The 26,507-nt window shown below is 60.9% G+C and carries 23 protein-coding genes; 10 read left to right on the top strand and 13 right to left on the bottom strand.

The window, feature by feature from the left end; genetic code table 11:
* Window positions 1-172: 172 nt before the first annotated feature.
* The gene (pyk, locus tag HFK74_RS21225; RefSeq protein ID WP_008058696.1) at window positions 173-1,624 is read right to left on the bottom strand and encodes a pyruvate kinase; all 1,452 of its coding nucleotides are present in this window, start codon (window positions 1,622-1,624) and stop codon (window positions 173-175) included.
* A 172-nt stretch (window positions 1,625-1,796) separates the two neighbouring features.
* Between pyk and HFK74_RS21220 the strand changes: the two genes are divergently transcribed.
* Both HFK74_RS21220 and HFK74_RS21215 read left to right on the top strand, forming a co-directional pair.
* Entirely contained in the window at window positions 1,797-2,171 is a 375-nt protein-coding gene (locus HFK74_RS21220) for a tol-pal system YbgF family protein (protein ID WP_046818835.1), read from the top strand.
* Window positions 2,172-2,412: 241 nt separating this feature from the next.
* Window positions 2,413-2,772 carry a PilZ domain-containing protein gene (locus HFK74_RS21215; protein WP_008058694.1) on the top strand — a complete coding sequence of 120 codons (360 nt, stop codon included), beginning with the start codon at window positions 2,413-2,415 and terminating at the stop codon, window positions 2,770-2,772.
* 30 nt (window positions 2,773-2,802) lie between these two features.
* Here HFK74_RS21215 and HFK74_RS21210 read toward each other — a convergent pair whose 3' ends face one another.
* Genes HFK74_RS21210 through HFK74_RS21185 form a run of 6 tightly spaced genes read right to left on the bottom strand, consistent with a single transcriptional unit; the run spans window position 2,803 to window position 9,513 of the window.
* Window positions 2,803-4,134, bottom strand: coding sequence for a DUF58 domain-containing protein (locus tag HFK74_RS21210; protein ID WP_180205205.1), 1,332 nt, complete (start codon window positions 4,132-4,134; stop codon window positions 2,803-2,805).
* On the bottom strand, window positions 4,131-5,132 hold the full coding sequence (locus HFK74_RS21205) for a MoxR family ATPase (RefSeq protein WP_180205204.1): 1,002 nt from the start codon (window positions 5,130-5,132) through the stop codon (window positions 4,131-4,133). Before HFK74_RS21205 ends, HFK74_RS21210 begins: the two co-directional genes overlap by 4 nt.
* Complete coding sequence (locus tag HFK74_RS21200) at window positions 5,129-6,232, bottom strand: DUF4350 domain-containing protein (RefSeq protein WP_180205387.1); 1,104 nt, start codon at window positions 6,230-6,232, stop codon at window positions 5,129-5,131. The genes HFK74_RS21205 and HFK74_RS21200 overlap by 4 nt, the downstream gene beginning before the upstream one ends.
* Window positions 6,233-6,288: 56 nt before the next feature.
* A complete protein-coding gene (locus HFK74_RS21195; RefSeq protein ID WP_180205203.1) occupies window positions 6,289-7,827 on the bottom strand; it encodes a DUF4129 domain-containing protein in 1,539 nt (512 codons plus the stop codon).
* Complete coding sequence (locus HFK74_RS21190) at window positions 7,814-8,791, bottom strand: stage II sporulation protein M (RefSeq protein ID WP_180205202.1); 978 nt, start codon at window positions 8,789-8,791, stop codon at window positions 7,814-7,816. The genes HFK74_RS21195 and HFK74_RS21190 overlap by 14 nt, the downstream gene beginning before the upstream one ends.
* Entirely contained in the window at window positions 8,788-9,513 is a 726-nt protein-coding gene (locus HFK74_RS21185) for an RDD family protein (protein ID WP_180205201.1), read from the bottom strand. Before HFK74_RS21185 ends, HFK74_RS21190 begins: the two co-directional genes overlap by 4 nt.
* Window positions 9,514-9,697: 184 nt before the next feature.
* On the opposite strand from HFK74_RS21185, the gene sbcB reads away from it, so the two are divergent.
* Entirely contained in the window at window positions 9,698-11,128 is a 1,431-nt protein-coding gene (gene sbcB, locus HFK74_RS21180) for an exodeoxyribonuclease I (protein ID WP_180205200.1), read from the top strand.
* Between the two features lie 98 nt (window positions 11,129-11,226).
* On the opposite strand, the gene mvaT is transcribed toward sbcB, so the two are convergent.
* Window positions 11,227-11,604 carry a histone-like nucleoid-structuring protein MvaT gene (gene mvaT / locus HFK74_RS21175; protein WP_008058684.1) on the bottom strand — a complete coding sequence of 126 codons (378 nt, stop codon included), beginning with the start codon at window positions 11,602-11,604 and terminating at the stop codon, window positions 11,227-11,229.
* Between the two features lie 337 nt (window positions 11,605-11,941).
* Between mvaT and purU the strand changes: the two genes are divergently transcribed.
* Window positions 11,942-12,790 carry a formyltetrahydrofolate deformylase gene (purU, locus tag HFK74_RS21170; protein WP_008058682.1) on the top strand — a complete coding sequence of 283 codons (849 nt, stop codon included), beginning with the start codon at window positions 11,942-11,944 and terminating at the stop codon, window positions 12,788-12,790.
* 86 nt (window positions 12,791-12,876) lie between these two features.
* Window positions 12,877-13,074, top strand: coding sequence for a hypothetical protein (locus tag HFK74_RS21165; protein WP_180205199.1), 198 nt, complete (start codon window positions 12,877-12,879; stop codon window positions 13,072-13,074).
* A gap of 43 nt (window positions 13,075-13,117) precedes the next feature.
* Here HFK74_RS21165 and HFK74_RS21160 read toward each other — a convergent pair whose 3' ends face one another.
* The 4 genes from HFK74_RS21160 to HFK74_RS21145 all read right to left on the bottom strand — a co-directional run bounded on the left by HFK74_RS21160 (window position 13,118) and on the right by HFK74_RS21145 (window position 18,039).
* The gene (locus HFK74_RS21160; protein ID WP_180205198.1) at window positions 13,118-14,113 is read right to left on the bottom strand and encodes a lysylphosphatidylglycerol synthase transmembrane domain-containing protein; all 996 of its coding nucleotides are present in this window, start codon (window positions 14,111-14,113) and stop codon (window positions 13,118-13,120) included.
* Window positions 14,110-14,886, bottom strand: a complete 777-nt coding sequence (locus HFK74_RS21155; RefSeq protein ID WP_180205197.1) for a DUF2334 domain-containing protein — start codon at window positions 14,884-14,886, stop codon at window positions 14,110-14,112. Before HFK74_RS21155 ends, HFK74_RS21160 begins: the two co-directional genes overlap by 4 nt.
* Window positions 14,879-16,000, bottom strand: a complete 1,122-nt coding sequence (locus HFK74_RS21150; protein ID WP_180205196.1) for a glycosyltransferase family 1 protein — start codon at window positions 15,998-16,000, stop codon at window positions 14,879-14,881. Before HFK74_RS21150 ends, HFK74_RS21155 begins: the two co-directional genes overlap by 8 nt.
* Before the next feature lie 149 nt (window positions 16,001-16,149).
* A complete protein-coding gene (locus HFK74_RS21145) occupies window positions 16,150-18,039 on the bottom strand; it encodes a methyl-accepting chemotaxis protein (protein WP_180205195.1) in 1,890 nt (629 codons plus the stop codon).
* 189 nt (window positions 18,040-18,228) lie between these two features.
* Here HFK74_RS21145 and HFK74_RS21140 point away from each other — a divergent pair, with 189 nt between their 5' ends.
* Window positions 18,229-19,716 carry a helicase HerA-like domain-containing protein gene (locus HFK74_RS21140; protein ID WP_180205194.1) on the top strand — a complete coding sequence of 496 codons (1,488 nt, stop codon included), beginning with the start codon at window positions 18,229-18,231 and terminating at the stop codon, window positions 19,714-19,716.
* Window positions 19,717-19,854: 138 nt separating this feature from the next.
* On the opposite strand, the gene HFK74_RS21135 is transcribed toward HFK74_RS21140, so the two are convergent.
* Window positions 19,855-20,310 carry a DUF721 domain-containing protein gene (locus HFK74_RS21135; RefSeq protein ID WP_180205193.1) on the bottom strand — a complete coding sequence of 152 codons (456 nt, stop codon included), beginning with the start codon at window positions 20,308-20,310 and terminating at the stop codon, window positions 19,855-19,857.
* Window positions 20,311-20,617: 307 nt separating this feature from the next.
* Here HFK74_RS21135 and secA point away from each other — a divergent pair, with 307 nt between their 5' ends.
* The 4 genes from secA to HFK74_RS21115 all read left to right on the top strand — a co-directional run bounded on the left by secA (window position 20,618) and on the right by HFK74_RS21115 (window position 26,402).
* A complete protein-coding gene (secA, locus tag HFK74_RS21130) occupies window positions 20,618-23,353 on the top strand; it encodes a preprotein translocase subunit SecA (protein ID WP_180205192.1) in 2,736 nt (911 codons plus the stop codon).
* Between the two features lie 125 nt (window positions 23,354-23,478).
* Window positions 23,479-24,696 carry a bifunctional glutamate N-acetyltransferase/amino-acid acetyltransferase ArgJ gene (argJ, locus tag HFK74_RS21125; RefSeq protein WP_180205191.1) on the top strand — a complete coding sequence of 406 codons (1,218 nt, stop codon included), beginning with the start codon at window positions 23,479-23,481 and terminating at the stop codon, window positions 24,694-24,696.
* Between the two features lie 132 nt (window positions 24,697-24,828).
* Window positions 24,829-25,461 (top strand): glutathione S-transferase family protein, encoded by a 633-nt coding sequence (locus tag HFK74_RS21120; RefSeq protein ID WP_180205190.1) that lies wholly within the window; start codon window positions 24,829-24,831, stop codon window positions 25,459-25,461.
* Window positions 25,458-26,402: a Nudix family hydrolase gene (locus HFK74_RS21115; RefSeq protein ID WP_180205189.1), complete on the top strand. Its 945-nt coding sequence runs from the start codon at window positions 25,458-25,460 to the stop codon at window positions 26,400-26,402. Before HFK74_RS21120 ends, HFK74_RS21115 begins: the two co-directional genes overlap by 4 nt.
* Window positions 26,403-26,507 lie beyond the last annotated feature (105 nt).

Raw genomic sequence — 26,507 nt, 5'->3', positions numbered from 1 at the left:
GATTTTTCCAGGCCCCAGGATGTATTCGGGGTCAAGTCATTCAGCCTGTCGGAAGCCTTTACCGGTACTGTCAAAAGTGTCAGGTGTCGCAAGGTGTCGTCGAGATCATGAATTCTGGTCATAAAAAAGGCCCCCCAGCGCAAACTGGGAGGCCTATTTACTGGCGAAGGTCTCAGACCATCGGATCGCCAACGTGCAGAATCTTCATGCCGTTGGTGCCGCCGGTGGTGTGGTAGCTGTCGCCCTTGGTCAGGATGACCCAGTCGCCTTTCTCCACGACGCCGCGCTTGACCAGCTCGTCGATCGCCTTCTGGCTGACTTCGTTCGGTGCCAGCGAAGCTGGATCGAACGGAATGGTGTACACGCCACGGAACATTGCAGCACGGGCCTGGGCTTCACGGTGCGGAGTGAACGCGTAGATCGGCACCGAGGAACGGATGCGCGACATGATCAGCGGGGTGTAGCCGCTTTCGGTCAGGGCGATGATCGCTTTTACGCCCGGGAAGTGGTTGGCGGTGTACATGGTCGCCAGCGCGATGCTCTCGTCGCAGCGCTGGAACTCTTTACCGATGCGGTGGCTGGAGGTCTTGCTGGTCGGGTGCTTTTCAGCGCCGATGCAGATGCGCGCCATGGCTTGCACGGCTTCCAGCGGGTACAGACCGGCGGCACTTTCGGCCGAGAGCATCACGGCGTCGGTGTAGTCGAGCACGGCGTTGGCTACGTCGGACACTTCGGCGCGAGTCGGCATCGGGTTCTGGATCATCGACTCCATCATCTGGGTCGCCACGATCACGGCCTTGTTGTGGCGGCGTGCGTGCAGAATGATTTTCTTCTGGATGCCCACCAGTTCGGCGTCGCCGATTTCCACGCCCAGGTCACCACGGGCCACCATCACGGCGTCGGAGGCATTGATCAGGCCATCGAGGGTTTCGTCGTCGGCCACGGCTTCGGCACGTTCGATCTTCGCCACCAGCCAGGCGGTACCGCCGGCTTCGTCGCGCAGTTGACGGGCGTATTCCATGTCGGCGGCGTCGCGCGGGAAGGACACGGCGAGGTAGTCGACCTGCATTTCGGCAGCGAGCTTGATGTCGGCCTTGTCTTTCTCGGTCAGGGCCGGTGCCGTCAGGCCACCGCCACGACGGTTGATGCCTTTATGGTCCGACAGCGGGCCGCCGATGGTCACGGTGCAGTTCAGTTCGGTGGCGGTGGCGGTATCGACGCGCATCACCACGCGGCCGTCGTCGAGCAGCAGCTCGTCGCCTACACCGCAGTCCTTGACCAGGTCCGGGTAGTCGATGCCGACCACTTGCTGGTTGCCTTCGGTCAGGGGATGGCTGGTGGAGAAGGTGAATTGATCACCGATCTTCAGCTCGATCTTCTTGTTGGCGAATTTGGCGATACGGATTTTCGGGCCTTGCAGGTCACCCAGCAGGGCGACGAAGCGGCCATGCTTGGCAGCGAGGTCACGCACCAGCTTCGCGCGAGCCTTGTGCTCGTCGGGGGTGCCGTGGGAGAAGTTCAGGCGGGCGACGTCCAGGCCAGCCAGGATCAGCTGTTCGAGAACTTCCGGCGAGTTACTGGCCGGGCCAAGGGTGGCGACGATTTTGGTACGACGGACGGACATGCAAAGACTCCTGAGTTCAAGCGCTGAGTGAGGCTACTATGCTCTTGGGGTGTAGTCATTGTTCATGTGCACTACTTATTGGTTTGTTTCTTTGAATGAACACTTTTGGTTAATGACCACCTGAAGATTTTCGCCCACGGGTCGATACAGAGCTCAAGTCAGGAGAACTCCCATGCGATTCGTGCTCATAGCCGTCCTTGCCCTCAGTGTCGTGGGCTGCACCCGTTGGTCGATGAACCACCATTTGAACCTGGCCTACAGCGCCTATGACCGTGGCAATTGCGAGCAGGTGACGCTCGAACTGTCCAAAGTGGAACGCGCCAGCCGCGCACGGCCTTATGTGTGGCCGGAAGTATCGATGCTGCGCGGCTTGTGCCTGGAGCGGCAGAAACTGTTTGTCGATGCGGCGCAAACCTACCAGTTCATTATCGCTTCGTATCCGCAAAGCGAATATGCCTATCGCGCCCAGGCGCGTCTGGAAACCCTGCAAGCGCTGGGTCACTACCCGCTGCGCAGTTCGGCGGCGGTGCGTCCAACTCGCTTCTGATTACGTTTCTCATTCAATGGCTGGCTCACCGGCGACGGTGAGCTATAGTCGAATAAACCGGTTCGGAGCCTTGTCTCCAAACCGAGGTAACACCTGTGATCGGCAGGAGTAAGCGGCAGCGGTTCATGGACTGCCGCACCAGGATCGGGGAGAGCGCGCCCATGCCTGATTCAACAAGAGGCAGGCCCGTTCCGAAGCATTAGTGCGGCTCTGCTTAAGGGCCTGGCAAAGCGAATTCAGCATGTTCACTGACCGCCGGATCGAGCGGCATCAACTGCCGTATTTTCTGAAAGTGTTCAACCGCATTACCGACAAACCTATTGGCTATCTGGGCAACGTCTCTGAAGACGGGCTGATGCTCATCAGTCAGCTGCCGATGATGATCGGCGCGGATTTCGATTTGCGTCTGAAAATCCCCGCGAGCGGCGGGTGCATGCAGGTCATCGACCTGCGGGCGTGTTGCCTGTGGTGCCATGAAGACGCAACCCCTCATTTCTATGACGCCGGGTTCAGCCTGCAACGGGCGCCACCTGAGTATGGGCAACTGGTGGAGGCGTTGAGGCAGTACTTCAGCTTTCAGCCGTTGCCGGCTTCGGCCTGATGCAGCAAACGTTGCGCTTGGAGGGGGGCTCTAAATCGTCCCTGCTTTTTTCCAGCTCAAGTAACGCGTGACCAACGCGGGGCCCAATGCCTCAGGCTGACTATCCACTACCGGTACTCCGTGGGCGATCAAGCGCTCATGGAGTGCTGCGCGCGAATTCAGATATTCGACGCTCCCACAATAGGCCAGCGCTTCCGACAAGGTTTGCACCAGTAATGTGCGCGTCGTATCGAGGACGTTTTCACGCAAGCTTGCGACCAACACCTGATGCTGCTGGCTCAAGCGCTTGACGGCCGTCAGCAGTTCTTCATCGTCTTCATCGCGCAGGTTGGTCACCAGCAGCACCAGCGCCCGCCGTTTCTGTCGAGACAGTAGTTGGGTGGTAGCCGCTTGATAATCGGCGCTGCGTTGAGTGCTGTTCAGGTCGTAGACCGTATTGAGCAATACGTTGAGTTGCCCGGCACCTTTCACAGGCGCGAGATAACGCGGTTGGTCGCTGGCAAAGGTGCTCAGGCCCACTGCATCACCCTGACGCAACGCCACGTAGCTCAGCAACAGACAGGCATTGAGCGCGTGATCGAAGTGCGCCAGTTCATCGTCCTGGCTGCGCATGCGTCGACCGCAGTCGAGCATCAAGATGATCTGTTGGTCACGCTCGTCCTGGTACTCCCGGGCAATGGGCGTGCGTTGGCGGGCGGTGGCTTTCCAGTCGATCTGGCGAAGGCTGTCGCCTTCGCGAAATTCCCGTAGCTGATGAAACTCCAGGCCCAGGCCGCGTCGTTGGCGCTGGCGCACGCCGAGTTGGCTGAGCCAGTTGTCCACCGCCAGCAGCTGGCCGCCGTAGAGGCGGGCGAAGTCGGGGTAGACGCGGGTGTTGTCGATCACGCTCAGCAGGCGTTTGCCGTGCCATAGACCCAATGGGCTGGGCAGGCTGGTTTCGCAGTGCTCGAAGCTGAAGTGGCCGCGCTTGAGCGGACGCAGGCGATAGTCGACGTCGCTGTGCTGGCCGGGTTGAAGTTCGACCGATAGAGGAAGGTTCTCGAAGCTCAACCCGTCGGGCACGTGGTCGTAGACCTGGATGTTCAGCGGCAGGGGAAAGTCGTGCGCGACTTGCAGTCGCACGGAGCTCCAGCGACCGAGGGCCAGGCTGCCGGGCAGTTGTCGTTGTACGCGGGGCGAGGGCAGGCGGTTGAGGCGGATGGCGTCGAGAATTGCCAGGACCAGGAGTGCCAGGAGCAGGCCCCAGTTGATCGAGAACAGTGTTGAAGGAACGGCGATGTCCAATGCGCGCAATGTGCCCAGAATGAGGCCGATGGCCAGCAGGATTGCGAGCCAGGCCAGCAGCAGGCGCGAGGGTTTCACAGCCGTGGTGCCGGCACTTGATCGAGCAGTTGCCGCAGCACCTGATCGACATCCAGCCCTTCGATATCCAGTTCTGGCGCAATGCGCACGCGATGGCGCAACACGGCCAGGGCGCAGCCTTTTATATCGTCCGGGATCACAAACTCGCCGCCGCGTAACAAGGCTCGCGCCCTGGCGCAGCGCACCAGCGCAATGGATGCACGAGGCCCGGCGCCGAGGGTCAGGCCGGGCCAGCTGCGGGTAGTGCGGGCCAGGCGTACGGCGTAGTCGAGGACCTGGTCGTCCAGCGGCAAATCACTGACGATGCGCTGCAACACCAGTACCTCCTTGGCTTGCAGCACCGTGCGCAGCGGTTGCACATCGAGCATGTCGGCCCGGGTCGAGCGGCTGACCTGGCGCACCATGTCCAACTCCTGTTCGGCGTCGGGGTAGTCCATGCGCACCTTGAGCATGAAGCGATCGAGTTCTGCTTCCGGTAACGGGTACGTGCCTTCCTGTTCGATGGGGTTTTGCGTGGCGAGCACCATGAACGGCTGCGCGATGGGCAGGGCGCGTCCTTCGAGGGTGACCTGGCGTTCCTGCATGGCTTCGAGCAGTGCGGCCTGGGTTTTTGCCGGGGCGCGGTTGATCTCGTCGGCGAGCAACAGGTTGGTGAACAAGGGGCCCTTGCGCAGTTTGAATTGCTCGGTCTGCAAGTCGTACACCGCATGGCCGGTGACGTCGCTGGGCATCAGGTCCGGCGTGAACTGGATACGCGCGAATTCGCCGCCGAAACAGCGTGCCAATGCCCTGACCAGCAACGTCTTGCCCAGCCCCGGCACGCCTTCGAGCAATACGTGGCCGCCGGCAAGCAGGGCGGTGAGGACGTCATCGATGACCCTGTCCTGGCCGATCACGGCTTTTTGCAATTCATGGCGCACCGCCTGGGCCAACTGGCAGGCACGCTGGCGTTGCCGGGTGGCGTGGTTGATTGCATCGGGCTCGATCGGTTGACTCATAACGCATTCCTCAAGGTTTGCAGGCGGGCGACCTGGCGGCTGAATTCAGCTCTGGAAAGCCGCTGCTTCAGCCGCGGGCCCATGGCTTGGCTGATCGCATCTGCGGGCTGGCCGCTCAGGCGGGCGAGTACCTGCCATTGTTCGGCGACATCCAGTTGTTCATAGCCAGGATGACGATGTCTCACGCGGCGCAGTATGTCTTGCTGCAAGGCCTGCAGCAGGCTGTGCTGGCCATCGTGCCGCAACATGAAATCGGCGCTGGCGCGCAGGTGTTCCTGCAATTGGCGGCGAGCTTTACCCTGCGGTTCCAGCAGTGGGCCATGGCGCACACCGAAGTGCCAGCAACCCAGGCCGATCAGGGCGATCAAGGCGACCAGCGCCTGGGGGAAATGGCGCAGCAGCAGTGTCAGCAGGCTGTCGTGCTCGGTGTCGAACAGCAGGGTCACACCGGTATCGGCGGTCAGGTACCAGAGCAGCCAGGCATTGTCGTATTGATCGATGGCCGGGGTTTTCCACAGGTCGGCGTCGGTCACCACGATGATCGAGCCGAGCCCGTGCTCCAGTTGCATCATATGGGTGGCCTTGGCACTGTTGGCCCAGGCCTGGGCGAGGTTTTTCGGGTCTTCGAGATGGAACGCGGTATCGAAGCTGGCGTAGGCCGGTGCGTCTTCATCTTCCAGATAGAGCTTGGTCAGTTGCGGGTAGGGATCATCCCGGGTGCCGGGCGGCGGGTCCTTGAGGTCTTTGCTCAGCGATTGTTGCAGTTGCACCCGATCCAGCAACAGGTCATTGCTTTGCCCGGTCTTTTCATCCCACAGCGACTGGGCAACGAACATCAGGCGCCCGCCGGCCCGGGTCCAGTTCAGCACCTGATCGATCTGCCGGGGCGTCATGTTGTAGCGGTCGCCGAACATCAACAGGCTGTGATGCTCTGGTGCCAGGGTTGGCAGGACGTCGAGGCGGTTGGCATGGCTGACACTCAGGCCCTGCTTGCGCAGAAAAAGCTCGGCGGCCAGGTAGGGATTGGCCAGGGCTTCAGGCGCCGGGCCGTGGTCGATTTCGGCCGGATAGGGCGTTGCCTTGAGGTACAGCCAAGTCATCAACGCGCCGAGCAGCGCAGCGCTCACCGCGCAGACGATCGGCCAGGTGCGCCGGTTCAATGGGTGACTTCCGGGCCAAATACGCCACGCCAGGCGTCGCACAGTTCGCGTTGCACCTGCGCGGGTGGCAGCAGATGCCCGTAGGCCATGTTTTGCCAGTGCGTGGTCAGGTCTTTGCTGAAGGCCAACAGTGCCGGTTGCTGCAATTGCTCGATGCGTTCCAGTACCTGGCCTTCGGTGTCGGCGGCCTTGAGTGGCATGTCGAAGTCATGCAACAGGCGGCTGAGCAGGGCGCGATAGAGTAAGCCAAGCGCTGCACGCGGGTTGCTCTGCCAGAGGCGTTCGGCACTGGCAGCGATGTCAGGGGGCAGGGTCTCGCGGCTGAGGTCCAGGCCGAAGGCCTGCGGGGTAGGCGGGTGCGGGGTTCTTTCGGCGGGGCGCGGGCGACGGCTGACGAACGCCTGCAGCCACTCACGGTAGTACCAGATCAAGACCCCGATGGCGGTGATCACGGCTGCCCACAGCGTGATTTCGATCAGCGTGGCCAATGCGCCGAAGTGCTGGTTGTCAAACATCTGGAGCAACGCCTTTAGCCATTGAGGTGTGTTGTCTTCGTCCGCGCGTTCGTCCGGGGCCTGGTTTTCGCCAAATCGATAACGGGTGACGGTTTCCCGGTTCTTGAACGGTGGCTGATCGAGAATGGCCTTGATGCTGTCCCGGGATGCCTGGCTGGTCAGTGGTTGCTCCAGCAAGCGCGGGCTGTCGGGCGTCGCAGGGGTCGCCCAGACGGTGGGTGCGATCGGCATCAGCAAGGTGACTGCCAGTAACAGGGCGAGGGTGGCGCCGCTCAAACGCTGGGACAGGCGGCGAAACACCAGCTCGATATCCCAGGCTTCGAGCGCGGTGCGCCGGTTCAGGTACAGGCTGAAGCCTGCGGCTACGTAGACCGGCTCCCAAACCACCAGCACCAGGACGTAGAAGCCGTTGGACAGGTGTTCCAGCCAGTGCCACTCCTGCGTCGCGGCACTGATCAGCGACTGCCAGCTCCAGTCGAGGGCGACCTGTTGTGGCAACAACAGGTAAAACAGGACCATCAAGCCGATCCATAACGCGCCTTCCAGATGCGCACCAATCACGGTCAGCCAGCGTGCCGCGCTGGCGTCACGCTGCAACAGCACCTGCAATCGCTGTTGGCGCGCATCACCGCTCAGGCCTTCGAGCTGCAACACCGGCAACACGAAGCTGCGACTCAGGCTCAGGCGTCGCCAGGTCAGGCTGGCCAGCAGTTGCGGCTTGAGCAACCGGGGCCACTGGTGAAGCGCCTGCTTGAGGGTGGGCGTTTCGCCAAAAATGGCTTTGGAAAGGATGTACAACGGCAAGCGCTCGAAGGCCGGTTTCAGCCACCAGAAGATGAACACGGCCAGGGTCGGCGAATCCCACAGCAACCAGGTGAGCAGGGCGAAAACCGGCAAGGTGACAAGCGCCCAACTGCTCATCAGCAGGCGTCGGTGGCGCTGGCTCAACAGCACGCCGAGGTCCATGGCTTCCCAGGTCGGTCTTGGGCGAATGACCACTGTGGTGTCACTCAGGCGCATGGCGTGTCCGTCCGGCGAACAGCAGGTAAGTCGCCACCAGCACCCAGAGCGCAGCACCGACCAGGTATTTGGTCAGGGGCGCCGGGGTCGTCATCGACGACCAGTAGGCTTCGATGAATGCCGCAATCAGCAGGAACAACATGACGCCGCAAATCAGCAGCACGCTCTTGCGAGCCGCCAGGCGCAAGGCTTCGGCACGGGGCAGGCGTCCCGGTGCAATCAGCGCCCAACCCAGTTGCAGGCCTGCGGCACCGGCCAGGGCAATGGCGGTCAACTCAAAGGCACCGTGACCGACCACGAAAGACCAGAAGCTTTGCCCGTAGCCGATATGCGTCAGGTGTCCGGCCACCGCGCCGATCATCAAACCGTTGAAGACCAGGAAAAACGCGCTGCCCAGGCCAAACAGCAGTCCGCTGGCGTAAGTCTGAAAGGCGATCCCGATGTTGTGCATGATGTAGTAGCCGAACATCGCCCAGTCTTCACTGGCTGCCCGCTCCATCGAGCGCCCCAGGTGACCGGCATCGGGGTCGTACATGCTTTGCATGTCGCTGACCTGGTCGGCTGGAATCAGGTTGTAGACCAGGTCCGGAAACAGATACACCAGCCCTGCAAACGCGATCAGGCTGCCGAAAAACATCAGGCTCGCGGCGAGCACGAAGCGCCATTGTTCGCGTACCAGCCGGGGGAAGCCGGCCAGGATGAAACCCAGCGCCTGGGCGCCCAGCTGACTACGATGTCGATAAAGCTGCTGATGTCCGCGCAACACCTGTTGCTGCAACGAGTCGATCAGGAAGCTGCTGTAACCGCGCTCGCGGGCGAGCGCCAGGTGTTGGCAGATGCGCCGATAATCGGCCGGGAAACTGCCGGCTCCATTGGCTTTGTTGTCCCGCTCCAGCCTGTCCAGCATGAGGGAAAACTGCTCCCATTCGGCCATGTGCCGATGTTCAAAAAGGCTTTGTTTCATGGTGGCCCCAACAAGCCGCGGGCGATGCCGTTGAGTTCGGCCACGGCGTGGGGAGGCGGAACCTGCAAGGGGCGCACGAGGATCGAGGCGAGCTCGTTGACCCTGGCGTCGGACAATCCAGCCTGGCGTTCGGCAAACCCGAGGATGGCGCGTTGCTCGCTCAATGTCAGGGCAAAAGGCGGGCGACGGGGTTGCGAGGGAGGCAGTTGCGGACGGGTGAGCGGCTGCTCGCGGTACACCACCAGCGTGCCGGCGGCCAAGTCACCGAGGCGCTTGAAGTTGGGGTGTTGCAGGCAACTGATGGCGCCGAGAAAGTAGCCGAACGGCAACATGTCGACAAATCGCAGCAGGTTGCGCAACAGTGACGAGGACCAGCCAACGGGCGTGCCATCGTCCTGAATGACCCGCAGGCCCATCCAATGTTTGCCCGGCGAACGCCCCTGGTTGAAGACTTCGAACAGCACCATGTACCACCAGCTCACGCCGAAGAGCAGGATCGAACTCAGCCCGGCACCGAGTTTTCCGAGCATCGCCAGGGCAATGAACAGCAGGCCCAGGATCAAACCGCGCAACGCCAGGTCGATGGAAAACGCCAGTGCGCGCACCATCATCCCGGCCGGGCGCAGTGGCAAGTCTATGCCTTCGGGCGTTTCGACCTGATACCGCGTGTCCAGTGGTGGGGGCAGCGTCGCTTTCCGTGGCAGTGCTGTGGCGTCGAGCATGGGCAACCTGATGGCGTGGCCTGATCGGTTTGTCTCTTCAGCGGATGCTAGCAGCCTTGCCGGGAAAAACGGCATAAGTATGTATTGCACATTGCGTGACCAGGGATGATTCAATGGCACGATTGCTGGCCGGAGCGGGACGGGAACGCCTAGACTTCGCCAATCTTCAGTTCAGGAATAGCCCGTGACCACCATCTTCTGGTACGACTACGAAACGACGGGTATCAATCCCCGTTGCGACCGCCCGCTGCAAATGGCGGGGTTGCGTACAGACTTCGAGCTCAATGAAATCGACGAGCCGGTCAACCTCTTTTGCCGGCCCAGTGACGACATCCTGCCGCATCCCGCAGCCTGCGCAATTACCGGCATCACACCCGCGCGATTGGCCGAGGACGGGTTGAGCGAAGCGGATTTCATGACCCGGGTCCATGCCCAACTGGCGGCGCCGGGTACTTGCGGCGCCGGATACAACACGTTGCGCTTCGACGATGAGATGACCCGCTACAGCCTGTACCGCAATTTTTTCGACCCTTATGCACGGGAATGGCAGGGCGGTAACAGTCGCTGGGACCTGATCGATGTCGTGCGCGCGGCTTATGCCTTGCGCCCCGACGGCCTTGTCTGGCCGACAGACGATGAGGGGCGGGTGACGCTCAAGCTCGAACGCCTGACGGCCGCCAACGGCCTCGATCATGGCAACGCCCACGAAGCGCTGTCGGACGTTCGCGCCACGATCGCCCTGGCGCGCCTGATCCGGGAAAAACAGCCGAAGTTGTATGACTGGTTGTTTCAGCTTCGCAGTAAGCAAAAAGTTCTGGACCAAGTGCGCTTGCTGCAACCCATGGTGCATGTGTCGGGGCGCTTTTCTGCGGCGCGCAACTATGTCGGTGTGGTGTTGCCCTTGGCCTGGCACCCACGCAACAAGAACGCCTTGATTGTCTGCGACCTGCACCTTGATCCGCAGATCCTGCTCGATCTCGATGCCGAAACCTTGCGCCAGCGCTTGTATACCCGCCGCGAAGACCTGGCAGAGGGTGAGTTGCCAGTACCGCTCAAGCTTATTCACATCAATAAGTGCCCCGTGGTGGCGCCGTTATCGGTTCTTCGTCCTGAAGATCGGCTGCGCCTGGGAATGGATGTAACGCTCTATCAGCAACGCGCACTGCGGCTAAGTGACGCGCAGCAAGATTGGCAAGCTAAAGTTCTGGCGATTTATGCCCGGGAAGATTTCTCCTCGAGCGAGGATCCTGAGCAACAGTTATACGACGGATTTATCGGCGACCGTGATCGACGTCTATGCGAACAAGTCAGAACAGTCGACCCGCAGCAATTGGCACATGAACAATGGCCATTCGATGACGAACGTTTGCCAGAGCTATTGTTTCGATATCGAGCACGTAACTTTCCCGATACCTTGAGTCCCGATGAGCAAGAACGCTGGCGAATATTTTGTCAGAAACGTCTGTCAGTGCCTGAATGGGGCGCGCCCAATACCCTGGATAGTTTTGCAGAGGCCGCAGCCCAGTTGGCCCTTACAGCGACATCGTCGCAGCAGGCGGTACTCGATGATTGGCAGGGATATGTTCAGGGTCTACGCAAACGTTTGAATCTTTGAAAGCGAAAATGCCCCGGGGCTAAACTCCGGGCATAAAAAAACGCCAGCGTTGGCTGGCGTTTTTTTTGTCGCAATCGATCCGCGACAGGCGCGCAAGCTTAGCCCAGCAGGGTAGCCCAGCCTTCAACCACGTCGCCGCCCCACTTGGCTTTCCACTCTTTCAGAGTTTTGTGGTTGCCACCTTTGGTTTCGATGACTTCGCCGTTGTGCGGGTTTTTGTATTGTTTAACTTTGCGAGCACGCTTGGTGCCAGTAGTTTTTACTGCGCCGCCACGTGGTGCCTTGGTTTTGGCTTCTGGATCCAGCAGCGCGATGATGTCGCGCAGGGACTTGGAATATTCGCCCATCAGGGTGCGCAGTTTGCCTTCGAATTCCAGCTCGGTCTGCAGTTTGTCGTCTTGGGACAGATTCTTCAAACGTGCTTGCAGCTCTTTGATAGCTTCTTCGGTGGCGCGATATTCGTTGATCAAGGACATGATTACTACCTTATGTAGGGCGCTGGATGGCAGATGACAGTGCGGCAATAATAGTCAGGCTGTTTCATCAAGTAAACATTAAACCTGAGTTTATTTAATTAAATTCCAGTGAATTCAGCACACATTGGATACGCACTTAAATAATGCGCAGCCTGTGCTACAGATATTTACAAACCAGTGCTGGTCAATCGCCAAGTACGGTGTGCCGGGCGTCACTCTGGTGCTGCGTGAACCTTTGGCGCAGGCCATCGGGGAAGGCGGCGCGTCATCAATACTGCAGTTTTGCTTCGCAATCGCTAGAATGGCCGCCTTTGCGAAGTTCTGGAGTTTCCCCCTCATGCGCACTTTTCGGCTGGTGATTTCTTGCCCGGACCGCGTCGGCATCGTTGCCAAAGTCAGTAACTTTCTGGCGTCACATAACGGCTGGATCACTGAAGCGAGCCACCACTCGGACAATCTCAGTGGCTGGTTCTTCATGCGTCACGAAATTCGTGCCGATTCGCTGCCTTTCGGGATCGACGCCTTGCGCGAAGCCTTTGCGCCGATTGCCGAAGAGTTCTCGATGGACTGGCGTATCACCGATACCGAGCAGAAGAAGCGCGTAGTGCTGATGGCCAGCCGCGAGTCTCACTGCCTCGCCGACCTGCTGCATCGCTGGCACAGCGATGAACTGGATTGTGAAATCGCCTGCGTGATTTCCAACCACGACGACTTGCGCAGCATGGTCGAATGGCACGGCATTCCCTACTACCACGTTCCGGTCAATCCCCAGGACAAGGAGCCGGCATTCGCCGAGGTCTCGCGCCTGGTCAAGCAGCATGATGCCGAAGTGGTCGTACTGGCCCGCTACATGCAGATTCTGCCGCCTGAGCTGTGCCGTGAATATGCGCACAAGGTCATCAACATCCACCACAGCTTCCTGCCGTCGTTCGTCGGCGCCAAGCCGTACCACCAGGCTTCCCTGCGTGGGGTGAAGCTGATCGGCGCTACTTGCCACTATGTGACCGAAGAACTGGACGCCGGCCCGATCATCGAGCAGGACGTGGTGCGCGTCAGCCACAGCGACAGCATCGAAGACATGGTGCGCTTCGGCCGTGATGTCGAGAAAATGGTATTGGCCCGTGGTCTGCGTTACCACCTGGAAGACCGGGTGCTGGTACACGGCAACAAAACCGTGGTGTTCTGATCGCTGCACGGCACGGTTGAAATTCGAAGGGCCTGGGCGTTCAATCGCTGCAGGCCCTTCGCCGTTTCTGCACCGAGGAAATCACCATGGCCGATCCGCTGGACAAAGCCACCTCCAAGGCGCCCGCCACCTTGGGCGAGGGTTGTTTGAGCCGTTACGATCCCGATGAACTGAGCCCTGACGACGGCACGGAGTTTCCGGGGGCTGCCGAGTTGTGGGAAGAGTTGCAGCAAGAAAGTTCCGCCCCTGTAGGAGCTGGCTCGCCAGCGAAGGCGCCCGAATGACCAGCGCGATGCTTGAAGGCGCCTTCGCCGGCAAGCCGGGCTCCTACAGGTACACATTCTTCATAAGCTTCTTGAGCAATGGCCGGCCCAGCATCAGCAAAAACACCGGCCCACCCACCAGCAAATAGAAGTAATAGGTCACTGCCCGCCAGATCAGAATGGCGGCCGCCGCCGTGGATTTACCCACCATGGGCGCCAACAATGCCGCTGAAGTCAATTCAGCCGCCCCCGCGCCGCCTGGCAACAGGCTGAACTGCCCCGCACTCAATGAAACCATCTGGATCAGAAAGCTCCAGGCCCACTGCAAGTCGGCGCCGAGCCCGCGCAGCGCCAGGTACAGGACGCTGTAACGCAAGATCCAATGCACGCACGTCAAGCCGAACACTGTGATCAGCGTCTGCGGGGGCAACTTGAGGGTGTCGGTAAACGCCGCCAGGAAGTGCAGGAGTTTGCGTGCCCAACGCATGCGGGTCGAGGGCTCGACGTTGAGGCGTGCCAGTAGTCGGCCTCCCAGACGGATCACCAGGCGGTGATAACGCGCCACCAGCACGCAACTGACCAAGCCACCGAACATCGAGAGGGCGCTGACGATCAGCAACCACGCCATGTGCTGGCTGAGATGCTGGAATAGCGCGTAAATCAGAATCCCGGTCAATGCGCAGAGGAAAAACAACAGATCGCTCAGTTGGTCCATGGCAAACACGGCACTGCCCCGGGCCGGTCGCACGCCATTGCGCGCCAGCAAAGCCATGATGGTCAGTGGCCCGCCGCTGCCACCCGGCGTGGCGCAATAGGCAAATTCGGCGGCCATCACCACGCCCAGGCTCTTGATCGGGCTGACCTTGTTGCGCTGATCCCCCAGCAACAGGCGCAATCGCAGGGTATTGACTACCCAACACAGCAAGATCATGCCGAACATGACCATCAAGCTGCTCAATGGAAAGTCTTTGAGCCGCGACCAGGTTTCGCTGCCACCCAGCAGCCAGGGAATGAGCACTGCGGCGAGCAGGCCGATGCACAGCAAAATCGAGCGACTCATGCCGCACGCCCCATGCGCTCGTTGTGTAACGCCAGCCAATGGGACTTGGTCATGGGCACGCGGCCCTCATCGAGCAGGCGCTTGAGGGTTTGCAGCCAGTATGTGCGCGAGAACTCATGGCGCATGTCCACCGGGTGCAGGCCCAATCGAAGCACCGGCGCCGTTCGCCAGCGCTGTTCAAGTTGCTGGCTGACCACCTTCGATAAACCACGTCGCCAGGCACTGCGCGCACTCCAGACCAATGCGGGTGCATCGATAGCCGTGAATTCGGGGAGGCGATAAAGATGTCGGGCGTCGCTGGTGTAATTCAGCGGTAATTGGCGCAAGGCCTGGCGCGTGCCTTCGCTCATCAACCAGGCCGGCGCGACGAAACCCTGCAACGGCCAATCGTAGCGCTGGAACAATTCAATGCCGGCGTGCAGGCGGGTGAGGGCGGCCTCGCGAGACAAGCTGTAGAACTCGCCTTCGTGGGTGTAGATCCGGCGCATGAACCAGTCGCGGGGAGTCCTCGCCTTCGGCGCGTCATCGCAGTGAAAATAACCGTGCAGCACCAGTTCATCGCCACGCTCGAGCCGTGCGCTGAGCTGACGACGAAATTGCGGATGGGCTCGCAGGTTGTAGTGTTTGTGGAAATCGGGCACTACCAGCCAGGTGATTGGCACGCTGCCAAGCGCGTCGACGGCCTCGACAAAGGGCTGGTAATCGGCCCAGGTGGGTGGCGCGACATCGTGCAGTACCAGCAGCAGGCCGGGGGCATCCGTGGGTTCAAGCATTGGCGGCTCGCGGCCATTGGCTGCCGAGGACGGCGTGATAGTGGCCGAGCAGGCTGTTGACCACCGCGTCCCAGGCGTAATACCGCTCGACATGGCGTCGGGCTTGCTGGCCGAGGGCTGCGCTGCCCCGGCTGAACAGTTCGCGCACGGCGTTGGCCATGGCCAACGAATCGTTGGGGGTACACAACAGGCCACATTGATCGGTGATGATTTCCTCGAAGGCGCCAGCGGCCACTGCCACCACCGGGATGCCGCAGGCCATGGCTTCGAGGGTCACCAGGCCAAAGGTTTCCTGGTCGCCGGCATGCAGCAAGGCGTCGGCACTGGCCATCAGGCGGGCGACCTGGGGGGCAGGGCAGAACCCGTCGATGACCGTGACGTTGCCCGGCACAGTGGTCGGCATCGACGAACCGACCAGCAGCAGGTGATAGCGTCGGCCCAAACGCTTCATGCATTCGAGTAGCACCGGCAGGTTCTTCTCTTTGGAACCGCGTCCGGCGAAGATCAATAGATGCGTGTTTTCGTCGAGGCCCAGTTCAGCCCGAAGGCCGGTATCCCGTGCATCGGGATGAAACACCTGGAGATCGACCCCCAGTGGCTGCACGAAAACGTTCTTCACCCCAAGGCCAATCAGTTTGTCGGCCATGACCCGGCTCGGCGCCAGTACCCGGTCGAAGTTGCCGTAGAGCTTGCTGACATAGGCCTCGACGTTTGGGGTGACCCAGTTGCCCATTCGATTGCTAGCCAGCAGTGGCAGGTCGGAGTGATAAAAGCCGATGACCGGCACATCCAGTTGGCGACGGGCGTCCAAAGCCGCCCAGGCGGTGAGGTAGGGGTCGCCGACTTCGATCAGCTCCGGTTGCAGATCCTGCAGGACATTGCGCCAGGGCGCCAGGCGCAGAGGGAAGCGATAACCTTTGCCGAAGGGCAGGGCAGGAGCCGGAACCGTGTAGATGCCATCCTGTTCGCTGAGAACGGCCCCCGGTATCAGCAGGCTGTGGCGAATACCGGGCCTGGTGCACAGGCGATGATGCTTGGCATCCAGATAAGTGCGCACGCCACCGCTGGCAGGGGCGTAGAACATGGTTATGTCAGCGATATGCACGATGAACATCCCTCCGGTCCGTTGTTCTCCTTGATTGACCTATATGAAGAATAGATGTTCGGTTGGGGTTTGGAGGGGGGGGTGGTGTTTGAGTGATTGGTGTCTGGGTATTTCGTCTTCGCGGGCAAGTGCCGCCCGCGAAGGCCGGATAAAAAAGGCTAGATGCGGAAGCTGCCCACCAGCTGCTTCAACCGCGCCGCCTGTTGCTCAAGGTCCGTACAGGCGCGCAATGTCGATTGCAGGTTTTCCACACCTTCCTGGTTCAGGGTGTTGATTTCGGTGATGTCGACGTTGATCGACTCGACCACCGCGGTCTGTTCCTCGGTGGCGGTTGCCACCGACTGGTTCATGCCATCGATTTCGCCGATGCGTTGCGTCACGCTGCTCAGGCGCTCGCCGGCCAGGTTGGCGATTTCCACGCTGTCCTGACTGTGGCGCTGACTGTCGCTCATGGTGCTGACCGACTCGCGGGCGCCGACCTGCAGCTCTTCGATCATGGTCTGTACCTGCTGCGCCGATTCCTGGGTGCGGTGTGCCAGGTTGCGCACTTCATCGGCTACCACGGCAAATCCACGCCCGGCTTCACCGGCCCGCGCCGCTTCGATGGCGGCGTTGAGCGCCAGAAGGTTGGTCTGCTGGGAAATGCTGGTGATCACCTCAAGAATCTGTCCGATGTTCACGGTTTTGCTGTTGAGCGATTCGATGTTGCTGCTCGAGGCGCTGAGCATGTTCGACAGTTGATTCATGGCGGCAATGCTGCGGTCCACCACTTGCTGGCCATCTTCGGCCAGGCTGCGGGCATCGCTGGCCTGGCTCGACGCTTGCGCGGCATTGCGGGCGATCTCCTGTGCGGCGGCACCGAGTTGGTTGATCGCCGCTGCCACGCTGCTGGTGCGCGACGCTTGCTGGTCGGAGTTGTACATCGACGAGTTCGAGGCGGCGACCACGCGCAATGCCACTTCGTTGACCTGGCCCGTGGCCGAGGACACTTCACGGATGGAACCGTGGATACGCTCCACGAAACGGTTGAACGCGGTGCCGAGGCTGCCGAACTCGTCGTTGTTCTGGATCACCAGGCGCTTGGTCAGGTCGCCTTCACCGTCGGCGATGTCGGCCATGGCCCGGGTCATGACGTGCAGTGGCTGAATCAGCAGGCGGATCAACATGCCCAGCAGGGCGATGATGATGGCGACGGCGATCACCGTGGCAATCACTGCCGAGGCGCGGAACTCGCTGAGCATCGAGAAGGCTTTGTCCTTGTCCACCGACAGGCCTATGTACCAATTGACCGACGGCAGGCCTTTGATCGGGGTAAAGGTGACGATGCGGGTCTTGCCGTCGACCACGATCTCACTGAAGTCGCGGCTGATGCGCGGGGTATTTTGCGGATACGCCTCGCCCAGGGATTTCATGACCAGGGCTTTGTCCGGGTGGACCAGGATCTTGCCGTCGGCGCTGACCAGGAAGGCATAGCCCATGCCGTCGAAATCCCGGGCGCTGAGGGTGTCGATCAAGGTTTGCAGGCTGAGGTCGCCGCCCACCACGCCAACGCCTTGCCCGGCTTTCGTCGAGGCCATGGCCAGGGAAATGATCGTTTGCCCGGTCGCTGCGTCGACATAGGGTTCGGTCAGGGTCGGCGTGCTGCTGTTTTGCGCACCCTTGTACCAAGGGCGAACCCGTGGGTCGAAACCGTCTGGCATCTTCGCATCCGGACGAATGGTGAAGTGTCCGGTAGCGTCGCCCAGGTAGGACGCCATGAACGTCGACGTCAGGGCTTTCTGTTCCAGCAGGGCGGCGACGTTGGCCTGTTCCGGGTTGATGGCAATGTTTTGCGAGAGGTTCTCGATCAGCAGGATACGGCCGGTCAGCCAGGTCTGGATGTTGTTGGCGGTGACGTCGCCCATCTCGTTGAGATAGTTGTCCAGGTCTTCGCGGATGGCATTGCGCTGTAAATAGTCGTTATACAGGGTGAATGAGGCGAAAGTGGCAATGACGATGAGGGCGGCGGCAAGCAGGATTTTATGGCTGAAACGCAGATTTTTGTTCATGGCTTGGGGTTCCGCTAAGGTCTTAATGCCCAGTGCGTGCTTTTATAAAGGAACGCACGATGGGCAATGTTGAAAGCAAGAGATATTTCCGACGCTCCTTAAGGGAAATGTCCGACAAATTTGTGTCTGTCTGCTTTGTCGATATTTCTATCGGCCGTGTAGGACCAAAGATTAACCATGGGTGACCAAATGCCTGATTCATTGCAACTTGTTATCGGCGCCGATCTCGCGGGGCAGCCGATCGCCCAGGCCATGCGCCTGGCGAACCGCCACGGATTGATCGCGGGCGCTACCGGGACCGGCAAGACCGTCACGTTGCAACGTCTGGCCGAAGCCTTCAGCGATGCCGGGGTGGCGGTGTTTGCTGCCGACATCAAGGGTGACCTGTGCGGCCTGGGCGCTGCCGGCAACCCCCAGGGCAAGGTCGCCGAGCGGATTGCCGGCATGCCGTGGCTCAACTACAAGCCTGCGGCGTATCCGGTGACCTTGTGGGATATTCACGGTCAGTCCGGTCATCCGTTGCGCACGACATTGAGCGAAATGGGGCCGTTACTCCTGGGCAGCCTGCTGGAATTGACCGACAGCCAGCAGTCGGCGCTGTATGCCGCGTTCAAGGTGGCCGATCGCGAAGGCCTGTTGCTGCTGGATCTGAAGGACCTCAAGGCACTGCTCAATCACCTCAAGGACAACCCCGAACTGCTGGGTGATGACGCGGCGCTGATGACCACCGGCTCCAGTCAGGCCTTGCTACGACGCCTGGCAACCCTCGAACAGCAGGGCGCGGAAGCGCTGTTTGGCGAACCGGCGCTGCAACTGGAGGACATCCTGCAACCGACCGCCGATGGCCGCGGGCGCATTCACCTGCTTGATGCCAGTCGTCTGGTGCATGAGGCGCCGAAGGTCTACGCGACTTTCCTGTTGTGGCTGCTGGCCGAACTGTTCGAGCAACTGCCTGAACGCGGCGATGCGGACAAACCGCTGCTGGCGCTGTTTTTCGACGAGGCGCATCTGTTGTTCGCCGGCACGCCCAAGGCGCTGCAGGATCGACTGGAACAAGTGGTGCGACTGATTCGCTCCAAGGGCGTGGGTGTGTATTTCGTCACCCAGTCACCGGGCGACTTGCCCGACGATGTGCTGGCACAGCTGGGCCTGCGCATCCAGCACGGCTTGCGCGCGTTCACCGCCAAAGAGCAGAAATCCCTGCGGGCGGTGGCCGACGGCTTCCGACCGAACCCGGCGTTCGACGCCCTGTCGGTGCTGACCGAGCTGGGCATTGGCGAGGCGCTGGTAGGTACCTTGCAGGAAAAAGGCACACCGGAAATGGTCCAGCGCGTGTTGGTGGCTCCACCGCAATCACGCATCGGCCCGTTGAGCGAAACGGAGCGCACGCTGCTGATAGCCGGTTCGCCGTGCAAGGGGCGGTATGACAAACCGATCGATCGCGAATCGGCCTATGAAGTGCTGATGGGGCGCAAGGGACTGGCTCCCGAGCCTGAAGCGGCGCCGGCAAAACCGGCGGCGCAGGAGCCGAGCTTCACCGAGCAGGCCGGAGAGTTTCTCGGCACGGCGGCGGGCCAGGCACTGAAGTCGGCGATGCGACAGGCGGCCAACCAGCTGGGACGGCAATTGGTGCGCGGGTTGATGGGGTCCTTGCTGGGCGGCAGCAAACGCCGCTAAAAACATTCGGATGGACGTAATTTCTGTAGGAGCGAGGCTTGCCCGCGAAGAACGAAAACGCGGTGTGACAGATGTACTGCAGCGTCTGGTTCGCGGGCAAGTCGGATCGCCGCCCGCTCGCTCCTACAAGTACGGGAATCAGGCCTTGGACTTGGCGTGCGCCGCCAGGCGCTCCAGCGCCGCCCGCAGATTCGGATCGCTGATCCCGTCGGCCGTGGCCTGGATGGTCGCGGCCGCATCATTGGATAAATCCATGGTATGCCCCGCCGCGCCTTGCTGAACGGTAGGAGGTTGCACCTTGAACAGGATTCGCGTGAGGTTGGCGAACTCGTCGAACATCTGCAGTTGCCGTTGCAGGCGTTTTTGCTGGTAGCGCAGGCGGGTGGCCCAATGACCGTCGGTGACAATCAGCAACAAACTGCCTTCGCGCCAGGACGCCACGTGGCAATGCGCGCGCGCGGCGGGCTGCAACTGGCTTTCGAGCAAACGCTGCAAATGACCCAGGCGTTGAGCGTGACCGAGTATGGCCTTGAGCGGCTTGGCTTCGCGAAGCAGAACGGCGGGTGCTCTGGCCGTAAGAGGGCGAAATGCCATGATCAGACACCTGAAGTAACAGAGCCGCCATGGTAGCAGAAAGCACCGGATGCGCCCGACCCATTGCTTTGCGCGCGCTTTACCCATTAAATCAACAAGTAACTTCTGCCGTGAATGGCTTGAAGTTCAGCTATTTGCCCTTATTTTAAGTGAGCCCCGTTACAACGCTGTGCCAGCATCGTGGAATAACGCCACTTTCCTCACCACCGTTTCCGGGTAGAATGCTCGTTCGCATGCGGCCATGAGGGCTGCTCGGGCGACTCACGGGGCCGCCCTCCATCCCTTTAGTGTGGAAGATCCTGCCGATATGTTTGCGCCTTTGTTAAAGAAACTTTTTGGAAGCAAGAATGAGCGTGAAGTCAAACGCATGCTCAAGACGGTGCAATTCGTCAATGCCTTCGAAGAGCAAATGGTGGCCCTTTCGGACGATCAATTGCGTGCCAAGACGGATGAGTTCAAGGCCCGCTTCGCCAAAGGGGAAACCCTCGACAAGCTGTTGCCGGAAGCCTTCGCGGTCGCCCGTGAAGCCGGCAAGCGCGTCATGGGCATGCGCCACTTCGACGTTCAGCTGATCGGCGGCATGACCTTGCATGAAGGCAAGATCGCCGAGATGCGTACCGGTGAAGGCAAGACCCTGGTGGCAACACTGGGCGTTTACCTCAACGCATTGTCCGGCAAGGGCGTGCACGTTGTGACGGTGAACGACTACCTGGCCCGTCGTGACGCCAACTGGATGCGTCCGCTCTACGAATTCCTCGGACTGACGGTCGGCGTGGTCACGCCATTCCAGCCGCCGGAAGAGAAGCGCCTGGCCTATGCCGCCGACATCACCTACGGCACCAACAACGAATTCGGTTTCGACTACCTGCGCGACAACATGGCGTTCAGCATGGAAGAAAAATTCCAGCGCGAACTCAATTTTGCCGTGATCGACGAAGTCGACTCCATCCTCATCGACGAAGCCCGTACCCCGCTGATCATTTCCGGTCAGGCCGAGGACAGCTCCAAGCTGTACATCGAGATCAACAAACTGATCCCGCAGCTGGAATTGCACGTCGAAGAAGTCGAAGGCGAAGTCACCAAGGCCGGCCACTACACCGTCGACGAGAAGACCCGCCAGGTCGAACTCAACGAAGCCGGTCACCAGTTCGTCGAAGACGCGCTGACCCGTCTCGGCCTGCTGGCTGAAGGCGAGAGCCTGTACTCGGCACACAACCTGGCCCTGCTGACTCACGTTTATGCCGGTCTGCGCGCGCACAAGCTGTTCCATCGCAACGTTGAATACATCGTGCAGGACGGTCAGGTCGTGCTGGTCGACGAACACACCGGTCGTACCATGCCGGGTCGTCGCTTGTCCGAAGGCCTGCACCAGGCCATCGAAGCCAAGGAAAACCTGAACATCCAGGCCGAAAGCCAGACCCTGGCGTCGACCACGTTCCAGAACTACTTCCGTCTGTACAACAAACTGTCCGGCATGACCGGTACGGCCGACACCGAAGCGTTCGAGTTCCATCAGATCTATGGCCTGCAGGTCATCGTCATTCCGACGAACAAGCCGCTGGCCCGTAAAGACTACAACGACCTGGTGTTCCTGACCGCCGACGAGAAATACGCGGCAATTGTCACTGACATCAAGGAAAGCATGGCCGCGGGCCGTCCGGTACTGGTAGGTACGGCGACCATCGAGACCTCCGAGCGCATGTCCGACCTGCTGAACAAGGAAGGCATCGAGCACAAGGTCCTGAACGCCAAGTTCCACGAAAAAGAAGCCGAGATCATCGCCCAGGCCGGTCGCCCGGGTGCACTGACCATCGCCACCAACATGGCCGGTCGCGGTACCGACATCCTGTTGGGCGGCAACTGGGAAGTAGAAGTGGCCTCGCTGGAAAACCCGACCCCTGAGCAGATTGCCCAGATCAAGGCCGACTGGCAGAAACGTCACCAGCAAGTGCTCGAGTCGGGCGGTTTGCAGGTGATCGCGTCCGAGCGTCACGAATCGCGCCGTATCGACAACCAGTTGCGTGGTCGTGCCGGTCGCCAGGGCGACGCCGGTTCCAGCCGTTTCTACCTGTCGCTGGAAGACAGCCTGATGCGCATCTTCGCCTCTGACCGGGTGAAGAACTTCATGAAGGCCCTGGGCATGCAGCCTGGCGAAGCGATCGAGCACCGCATGGTGACCAACGCCATCGAAAAGGCCCAGCGCAAGGTTGAAGGCCGCAACTTCGATATTCGCAAGCAACTGCTCGAGTTCGACGACGTCAACAACGAACAGCGTAAAGTGATCTATCACATGCGTAACACGTTGCTGGCCGCTGACAACATCGGCGAAACCATCGCTGATTTCCGTCAGGACGTACTCAACGCGACCGTCAGCGCGCACATTCCACCGCAATCGCTGCCAGAGCAGTGGGACGTGGCGGGTCTGGAAGCGGCCCTGGAAAGCGATTTCGGCGTGAAGCTGCCGATCCAGCAGTGGCTCGACGAAGACGATCACCTGTACGAGGAAACCCTGCGCGAGAAGCTGATGCAGGAGCTGATCGCCGCGTACAACGAGAAAGAAGACCAGGCGGGCGCCGAAGCGTTGCGCACCTTCGAGAAGCAAATCGTCCTGCGCGTGCTGGATGACCTGTGGAAAGACCACCTGTCGACCATGGACCACCTGCGTCACGGTATCCACCTGCGTGGTTATGCACAGAAGAACCCGAAGCAAGAGTACAAGCGCGAGTCGTTCACGCTGTTCTCCGAGCTGCTGGATTCGATCAAGCGCGACTCGATCCGTGTGTTGTCGCACGTTCAGGTGCGTCGCGAAGATCCGGCCGAGGAAGAGGCGCGCCTGCGCCAGGAAGCCGAGGCACTGGCGGCGCGCATGCAGTTCCTGCATGAAGAAGCCCCTGGCCTTGAGCAACCGGAGCCGTTGGGTGAAGAGGTCGATGTGGCCCTCGCCACCGCCCCGGTTCGCAACGAGCAGAAGCTGGGCCGCAACGAGCTGTGCTACTGCGGTTCGGGCAAGAAGTTCAAGCATTGCCACGGGCAGATCCAGTAACCCCCGTTTCATACGCTGAAATACCCGCGCCGCGACCGGCTCATGCCGTCGCGGCGTTTTGCCATTTTTACCACCGCTTTTGCTGAAGCGGTGCAGACATCATCTATCTATAAAGGAGCGCATTCATGGCTGTTGGTCTTGGTCCTTTGCCAACGTTGCACCCGGTTGCCGGTTTTGAACTCGGTATCGCCTCGGCCGGTATCAAGCGCCCGGGGCGCAAGGATGTTGTGGTCATGCGTTGTGCCGAAGGCTCGACGGTGGCGGGTGTGTTCACCTTGAACGCCTTTTGCGCCGCCCCGGTGATCCTGGCCAAGCAACGCGTGCAAGGTCCTGTGCGTTACCTGCTGACCAATACCGGCAATGCCAACGCCGGTACCGGTGAACCAGGCCTGGCCGCGGCCGAGCGTACTTGCGCCAAGCTGGCGGAGTTGACCGGTGTCGATGCCAGCCTGGTGCTGCCGTACTCCACTGGCGTGATCGGCGAGCCACTGCCGGTCGAGAAAATCGAAGGCGCACTGCAAGCCGCCCTCGACGATCTGTCAGAGAACAACTGGGAAGCTGCCGCCACCGGCATCATGACCACCGACACCCTGCCAAAGGGTGCCAGCCGCCAGTTCCAGCACGACGGCGTGACCATCACCGTCACCGGTATCAGCAAAGGCGCGGGCATGATTCGCCCGAACATGGCGACCATGCTGGGTTATATCGCCACCGACGCCAAGGTTGCCCGCGATGTGCTGCAAAACCTGATGCTGGACGGCGCCAACAAGTCCTTCAACCGCATCACCATCGACGGCGACACCTCGACCAACGACTGCTGCATGCTGATCGCCACCGGTCAGGCGGCGCTGCCGGAAATCACCCGTGCCGAAGGCGAGTTGTTCGCCAAGCTCAAGCAAGCGGTGTTCGAAGTATGCATGGAAGTGGCCCAGGCGATCGTGCGCGATGGCGAAGGCGCGACCAAATTCGTTACCGTTGAAGTCAACGGCGGCGGCAACCACCAGGAGTGCCTGGACGTCGGCTACACCGTGGCCCACTCGCCATTGATCAAGACTGCACTGTTCGCTTCCGACCCGAACTGGGGCCGCATCCTCGCGGCTGTCGGCCGTGCCGGCGTACCGGACCTGGACGTGAGCAAGATCGATGTGTTCCTCGGTGAAGTGTGCATCGCCAGCCGTGGCGCCCGCGCTGCAACCTACACCGAAGCCCAGGGCGCGGCGGTGATGCAGCAGGAAGAAATCACCATCCGTATCGAACTGGGTCGCGGCAATTGCAGCGAAACCATCTGGACCACCGACCTGTCCCACGAGTACGTGAAGATCAACGCCGAGTACCGTACGTAACGGTGCAAAACCTGTAGGAGCCGGCTTGCCGGCGAAGGCGTCCTCTGCCGTGATAGATGTGCCGAGGCCGCTACCGTTTTCGCTGGCAAGCCAGCTCCTACAGGATTCCTTTATGCTTGAGGACTCTTGAACATGAGCCTGCACCTGATCATCGGCGACAAACTGCTTTCCTCCTGGTCCCTGCGCGGCGCCCTGGCCCTCGATCTGACCGGCGCCTCCTACACCGAAGAACTGATCAAGCTGAACCAGCCGGACACCCGCGAGCGTCTGCTCAAGCATTCGCCAACCGGCAAAGTCCCATTGCTCAAGACCGGGCACGGCACCATCGCCGACTCCCTGGCGATTGCCGAGTACCTGGCGGAACAGTTCCCCCAAGCGGGCCTGTGGCCTAAAGACATCGCTGCCCGTGCCCAGGCGCGTTCGGCGTGCGCGCAAATGCACAGCGGATTCTTCGCCATGCGCGGCAACATGCCATTCGATCTGAGCCATGACGCGCCGCTGTCGCCACTCCCGGCGGATGTGCAGGCAGACATCGAGCGCATGTCGGCGTTGTGGGCTGAATGCCGCGCTGTCGCGGCCGAGCCTGGCCCGTACCTTTTCGGTCACATAAGCCTTGCCGATGTGTTTTTCGCACCCATCGCCGTGCGCCTGCGGACCTATCAGGTCAAGCTGTCGGCAGCCGACGAAGCCTATGTTGAAACCCTCTACCAATGGCCCGCGTTCAAGGCCTGGCAGAAGGCCGGCCTGGAGGAGATCGAGCGGTGAAACGAGTACACGTAGCGGCTGCCGTCATCCGTGACAGCAGTGGCAAGATCCTTATCGCCCGCCGTGCCGACACTCAGCACCAGGGCGGTCTCTGGGAGTTTCCCGGTGGCAAGGTCGAGGCCGACGAGTCGGTCGAAAGCGCCTTGGCCCGTGAGCTGCAGGAAGAGCTGGGTATCGTGGTCGGCGCGGCGCGCCCGTTGATCAAGGTCCGCCACGACTACCCGGACAAGCAGGTTTTGCTGGATGTCTGGGAAGTCTCGACGTTTACCGGCGAGCCTCACGGCGCCGAAGGCCAGCCATTGGCCTGGGTGACGGCGCGTGAGCTGTCGGGTTACGAGTTCCCCGAGGCCAACCGGCCAATCGTGGCGGCCGCGCGTTTGCCCGAGCAGTACCTGATCACGCCTGAAGACCTGGAAACCCCAGCCCTGTTGCGAGGGATCCAGAAAGCCATCGCGGGCGGCATCAAGCTGATCCAGCTGCGCGCGCCAAACGGTTACGACCCCAAGTACCGCGATCTGGCGGTGGACGCAGTGGGTCTGTGTGCCGGCAAGGCGCAGTTGATGATCAAGGGGCCTTTCGAGTGGCTGGGGGATTTTCCTTCCGCTGGTTGGCACATCACCTCGGCACAGTTGCGCAAGTACGCGGCTGCCGGTCGGCCGTTGCCGGCATCGCGCTGGTTGGCGGCGTCTTGCCATAACGCCGAGGAACTGGCGTTGGCCGAAGAGATGGGCGTGGACTTCGTGACCTTGTCGCCGGTGCAGCCGACCTTGACGCATCCGGGGGCTGAGCCGCTGGGTTGGGAGCAGGCGTCGACCTTGATCGAGGGTTTCAGCAGGCCGGTGTTCCTGCTGGGTGGGGTTGGTCCTGCGGAAGTTCAGAAGGCTTGGGCTGCTGGTGCCCAAGGTGTGGCGGGGATTCGGGCGTTCTGGCCTGAGGCATGATTCTGCGGTGAGGCTGCTGGCCTAATCGCGAGCAGGCTCGCTCCCACAATGGATTTCTGTGAACACAATATTTGTGAACACTAAAAATCAACTGTGGGAGCGAGC

This window comes from Pseudomonas sp. SbOxS1 (assembly GCF_013416725.1).
Classification (GTDB): domain Bacteria; phylum Pseudomonadota; class Gammaproteobacteria; order Pseudomonadales; family Pseudomonadaceae; genus Aquipseudomonas.
This window is presented reverse-complemented; position numbering and strand designations above follow the sequence as displayed.

What these genes read in the sequence shown, in the direction of transcription:
- HFK74_RS21190 (WP_180205202.1), bottom strand. Translation starts at nt 8,791, where the DNA reads ATGAAACAAAGCCTTTTTGAACATCGGCACATGGCCGAATGGGAGCAG.
- HFK74_RS21215 (WP_008058694.1), top strand. Translation starts at nt 2,413, where the DNA reads ATGTTCACTGACCGCCGGATCGAGCGGCATCAACTGCCGTATTTTCTG.
- HFK74_RS21200 (WP_180205387.1), bottom strand. Translation starts at nt 6,232, where the DNA reads ATGACTTGGCTGTACCTCAAGGCAACGCCCTATCCGGCCGAAATCGAC.
- argJ (WP_180205191.1), top strand. Translation starts at nt 23,479, where the DNA reads ATGGCTGTTGGTCTTGGTCCTTTGCCAACGTTGCACCCGGTTGCCGGT.
- HFK74_RS21185 (WP_180205201.1), bottom strand. Translation starts at nt 9,513, where the DNA reads ATGCTCGACGCCACAGCACTGCCACGGAAAGCGACGCTGCCCCCACCA.
- HFK74_RS21220 (WP_046818835.1), top strand. Translation starts at nt 1,797, where the DNA reads ATGCGATTCGTGCTCATAGCCGTCCTTGCCCTCAGTGTCGTGGGCTGC.
- HFK74_RS21150 (WP_180205196.1), bottom strand. Translation starts at nt 16,000, where the DNA reads ATGTTCATCGTGCATATCGCTGACATAACCATGTTCTACGCCCCTGCC.
- HFK74_RS21135 (WP_180205193.1), bottom strand. Translation starts at nt 20,310, where the DNA reads ATGGCATTTCGCCCTCTTACGGCCAGAGCACCCGCCGTTCTGCTTCGC.
- mvaT (WP_008058684.1), bottom strand. Translation starts at nt 11,604, where the DNA reads ATGTCCTTGATCAACGAATATCGCGCCACCGAAGAAGCTATCAAAGAG.
- HFK74_RS21165 (WP_180205199.1), top strand. Translation starts at nt 12,877, where the DNA reads ATGGCCGATCCGCTGGACAAAGCCACCTCCAAGGCGCCCGCCACCTTG.
- HFK74_RS21140 (WP_180205194.1), top strand. Translation starts at nt 18,229, where the DNA reads ATGCCTGATTCATTGCAACTTGTTATCGGCGCCGATCTCGCGGGGCAG.
- pyk (WP_008058696.1), bottom strand. Translation starts at nt 1,624, where the DNA reads ATGTCCGTCCGTCGTACCAAAATCGTCGCCACCCTTGGCCCGGCCAGT.
- HFK74_RS21205 (WP_180205204.1), bottom strand. Translation starts at nt 5,132, where the DNA reads ATGAGTCAACCGATCGAGCCCGATGCAATCAACCACGCCACCCGGCAA.
- HFK74_RS21160 (WP_180205198.1), bottom strand. Translation starts at nt 14,113, where the DNA reads ATGAGTCGCTCGATTTTGCTGTGCATCGGCCTGCTCGCCGCAGTGCTC.
- HFK74_RS21195 (WP_180205203.1), bottom strand. Translation starts at nt 7,827, where the DNA reads ATGCGCCTGAGTGACACCACAGTGGTCATTCGCCCAAGACCGACCTGG.
- HFK74_RS21120 (WP_180205190.1), top strand. Translation starts at nt 24,829, where the DNA reads ATGAGCCTGCACCTGATCATCGGCGACAAACTGCTTTCCTCCTGGTCC.
- purU (WP_008058682.1), top strand. Translation starts at nt 11,942, where the DNA reads ATGCGCACTTTTCGGCTGGTGATTTCTTGCCCGGACCGCGTCGGCATC.
- secA (WP_180205192.1), top strand. Translation starts at nt 20,618, where the DNA reads ATGTTTGCGCCTTTGTTAAAGAAACTTTTTGGAAGCAAGAATGAGCGT.
- HFK74_RS21145 (WP_180205195.1), bottom strand. Translation starts at nt 18,039, where the DNA reads ATGAACAAAAATCTGCGTTTCAGCCATAAAATCCTGCTTGCCGCCGCC.
- HFK74_RS21155 (WP_180205197.1), bottom strand. Translation starts at nt 14,886, where the DNA reads ATGCTTGAACCCACGGATGCCCCCGGCCTGCTGCTGGTACTGCACGAT.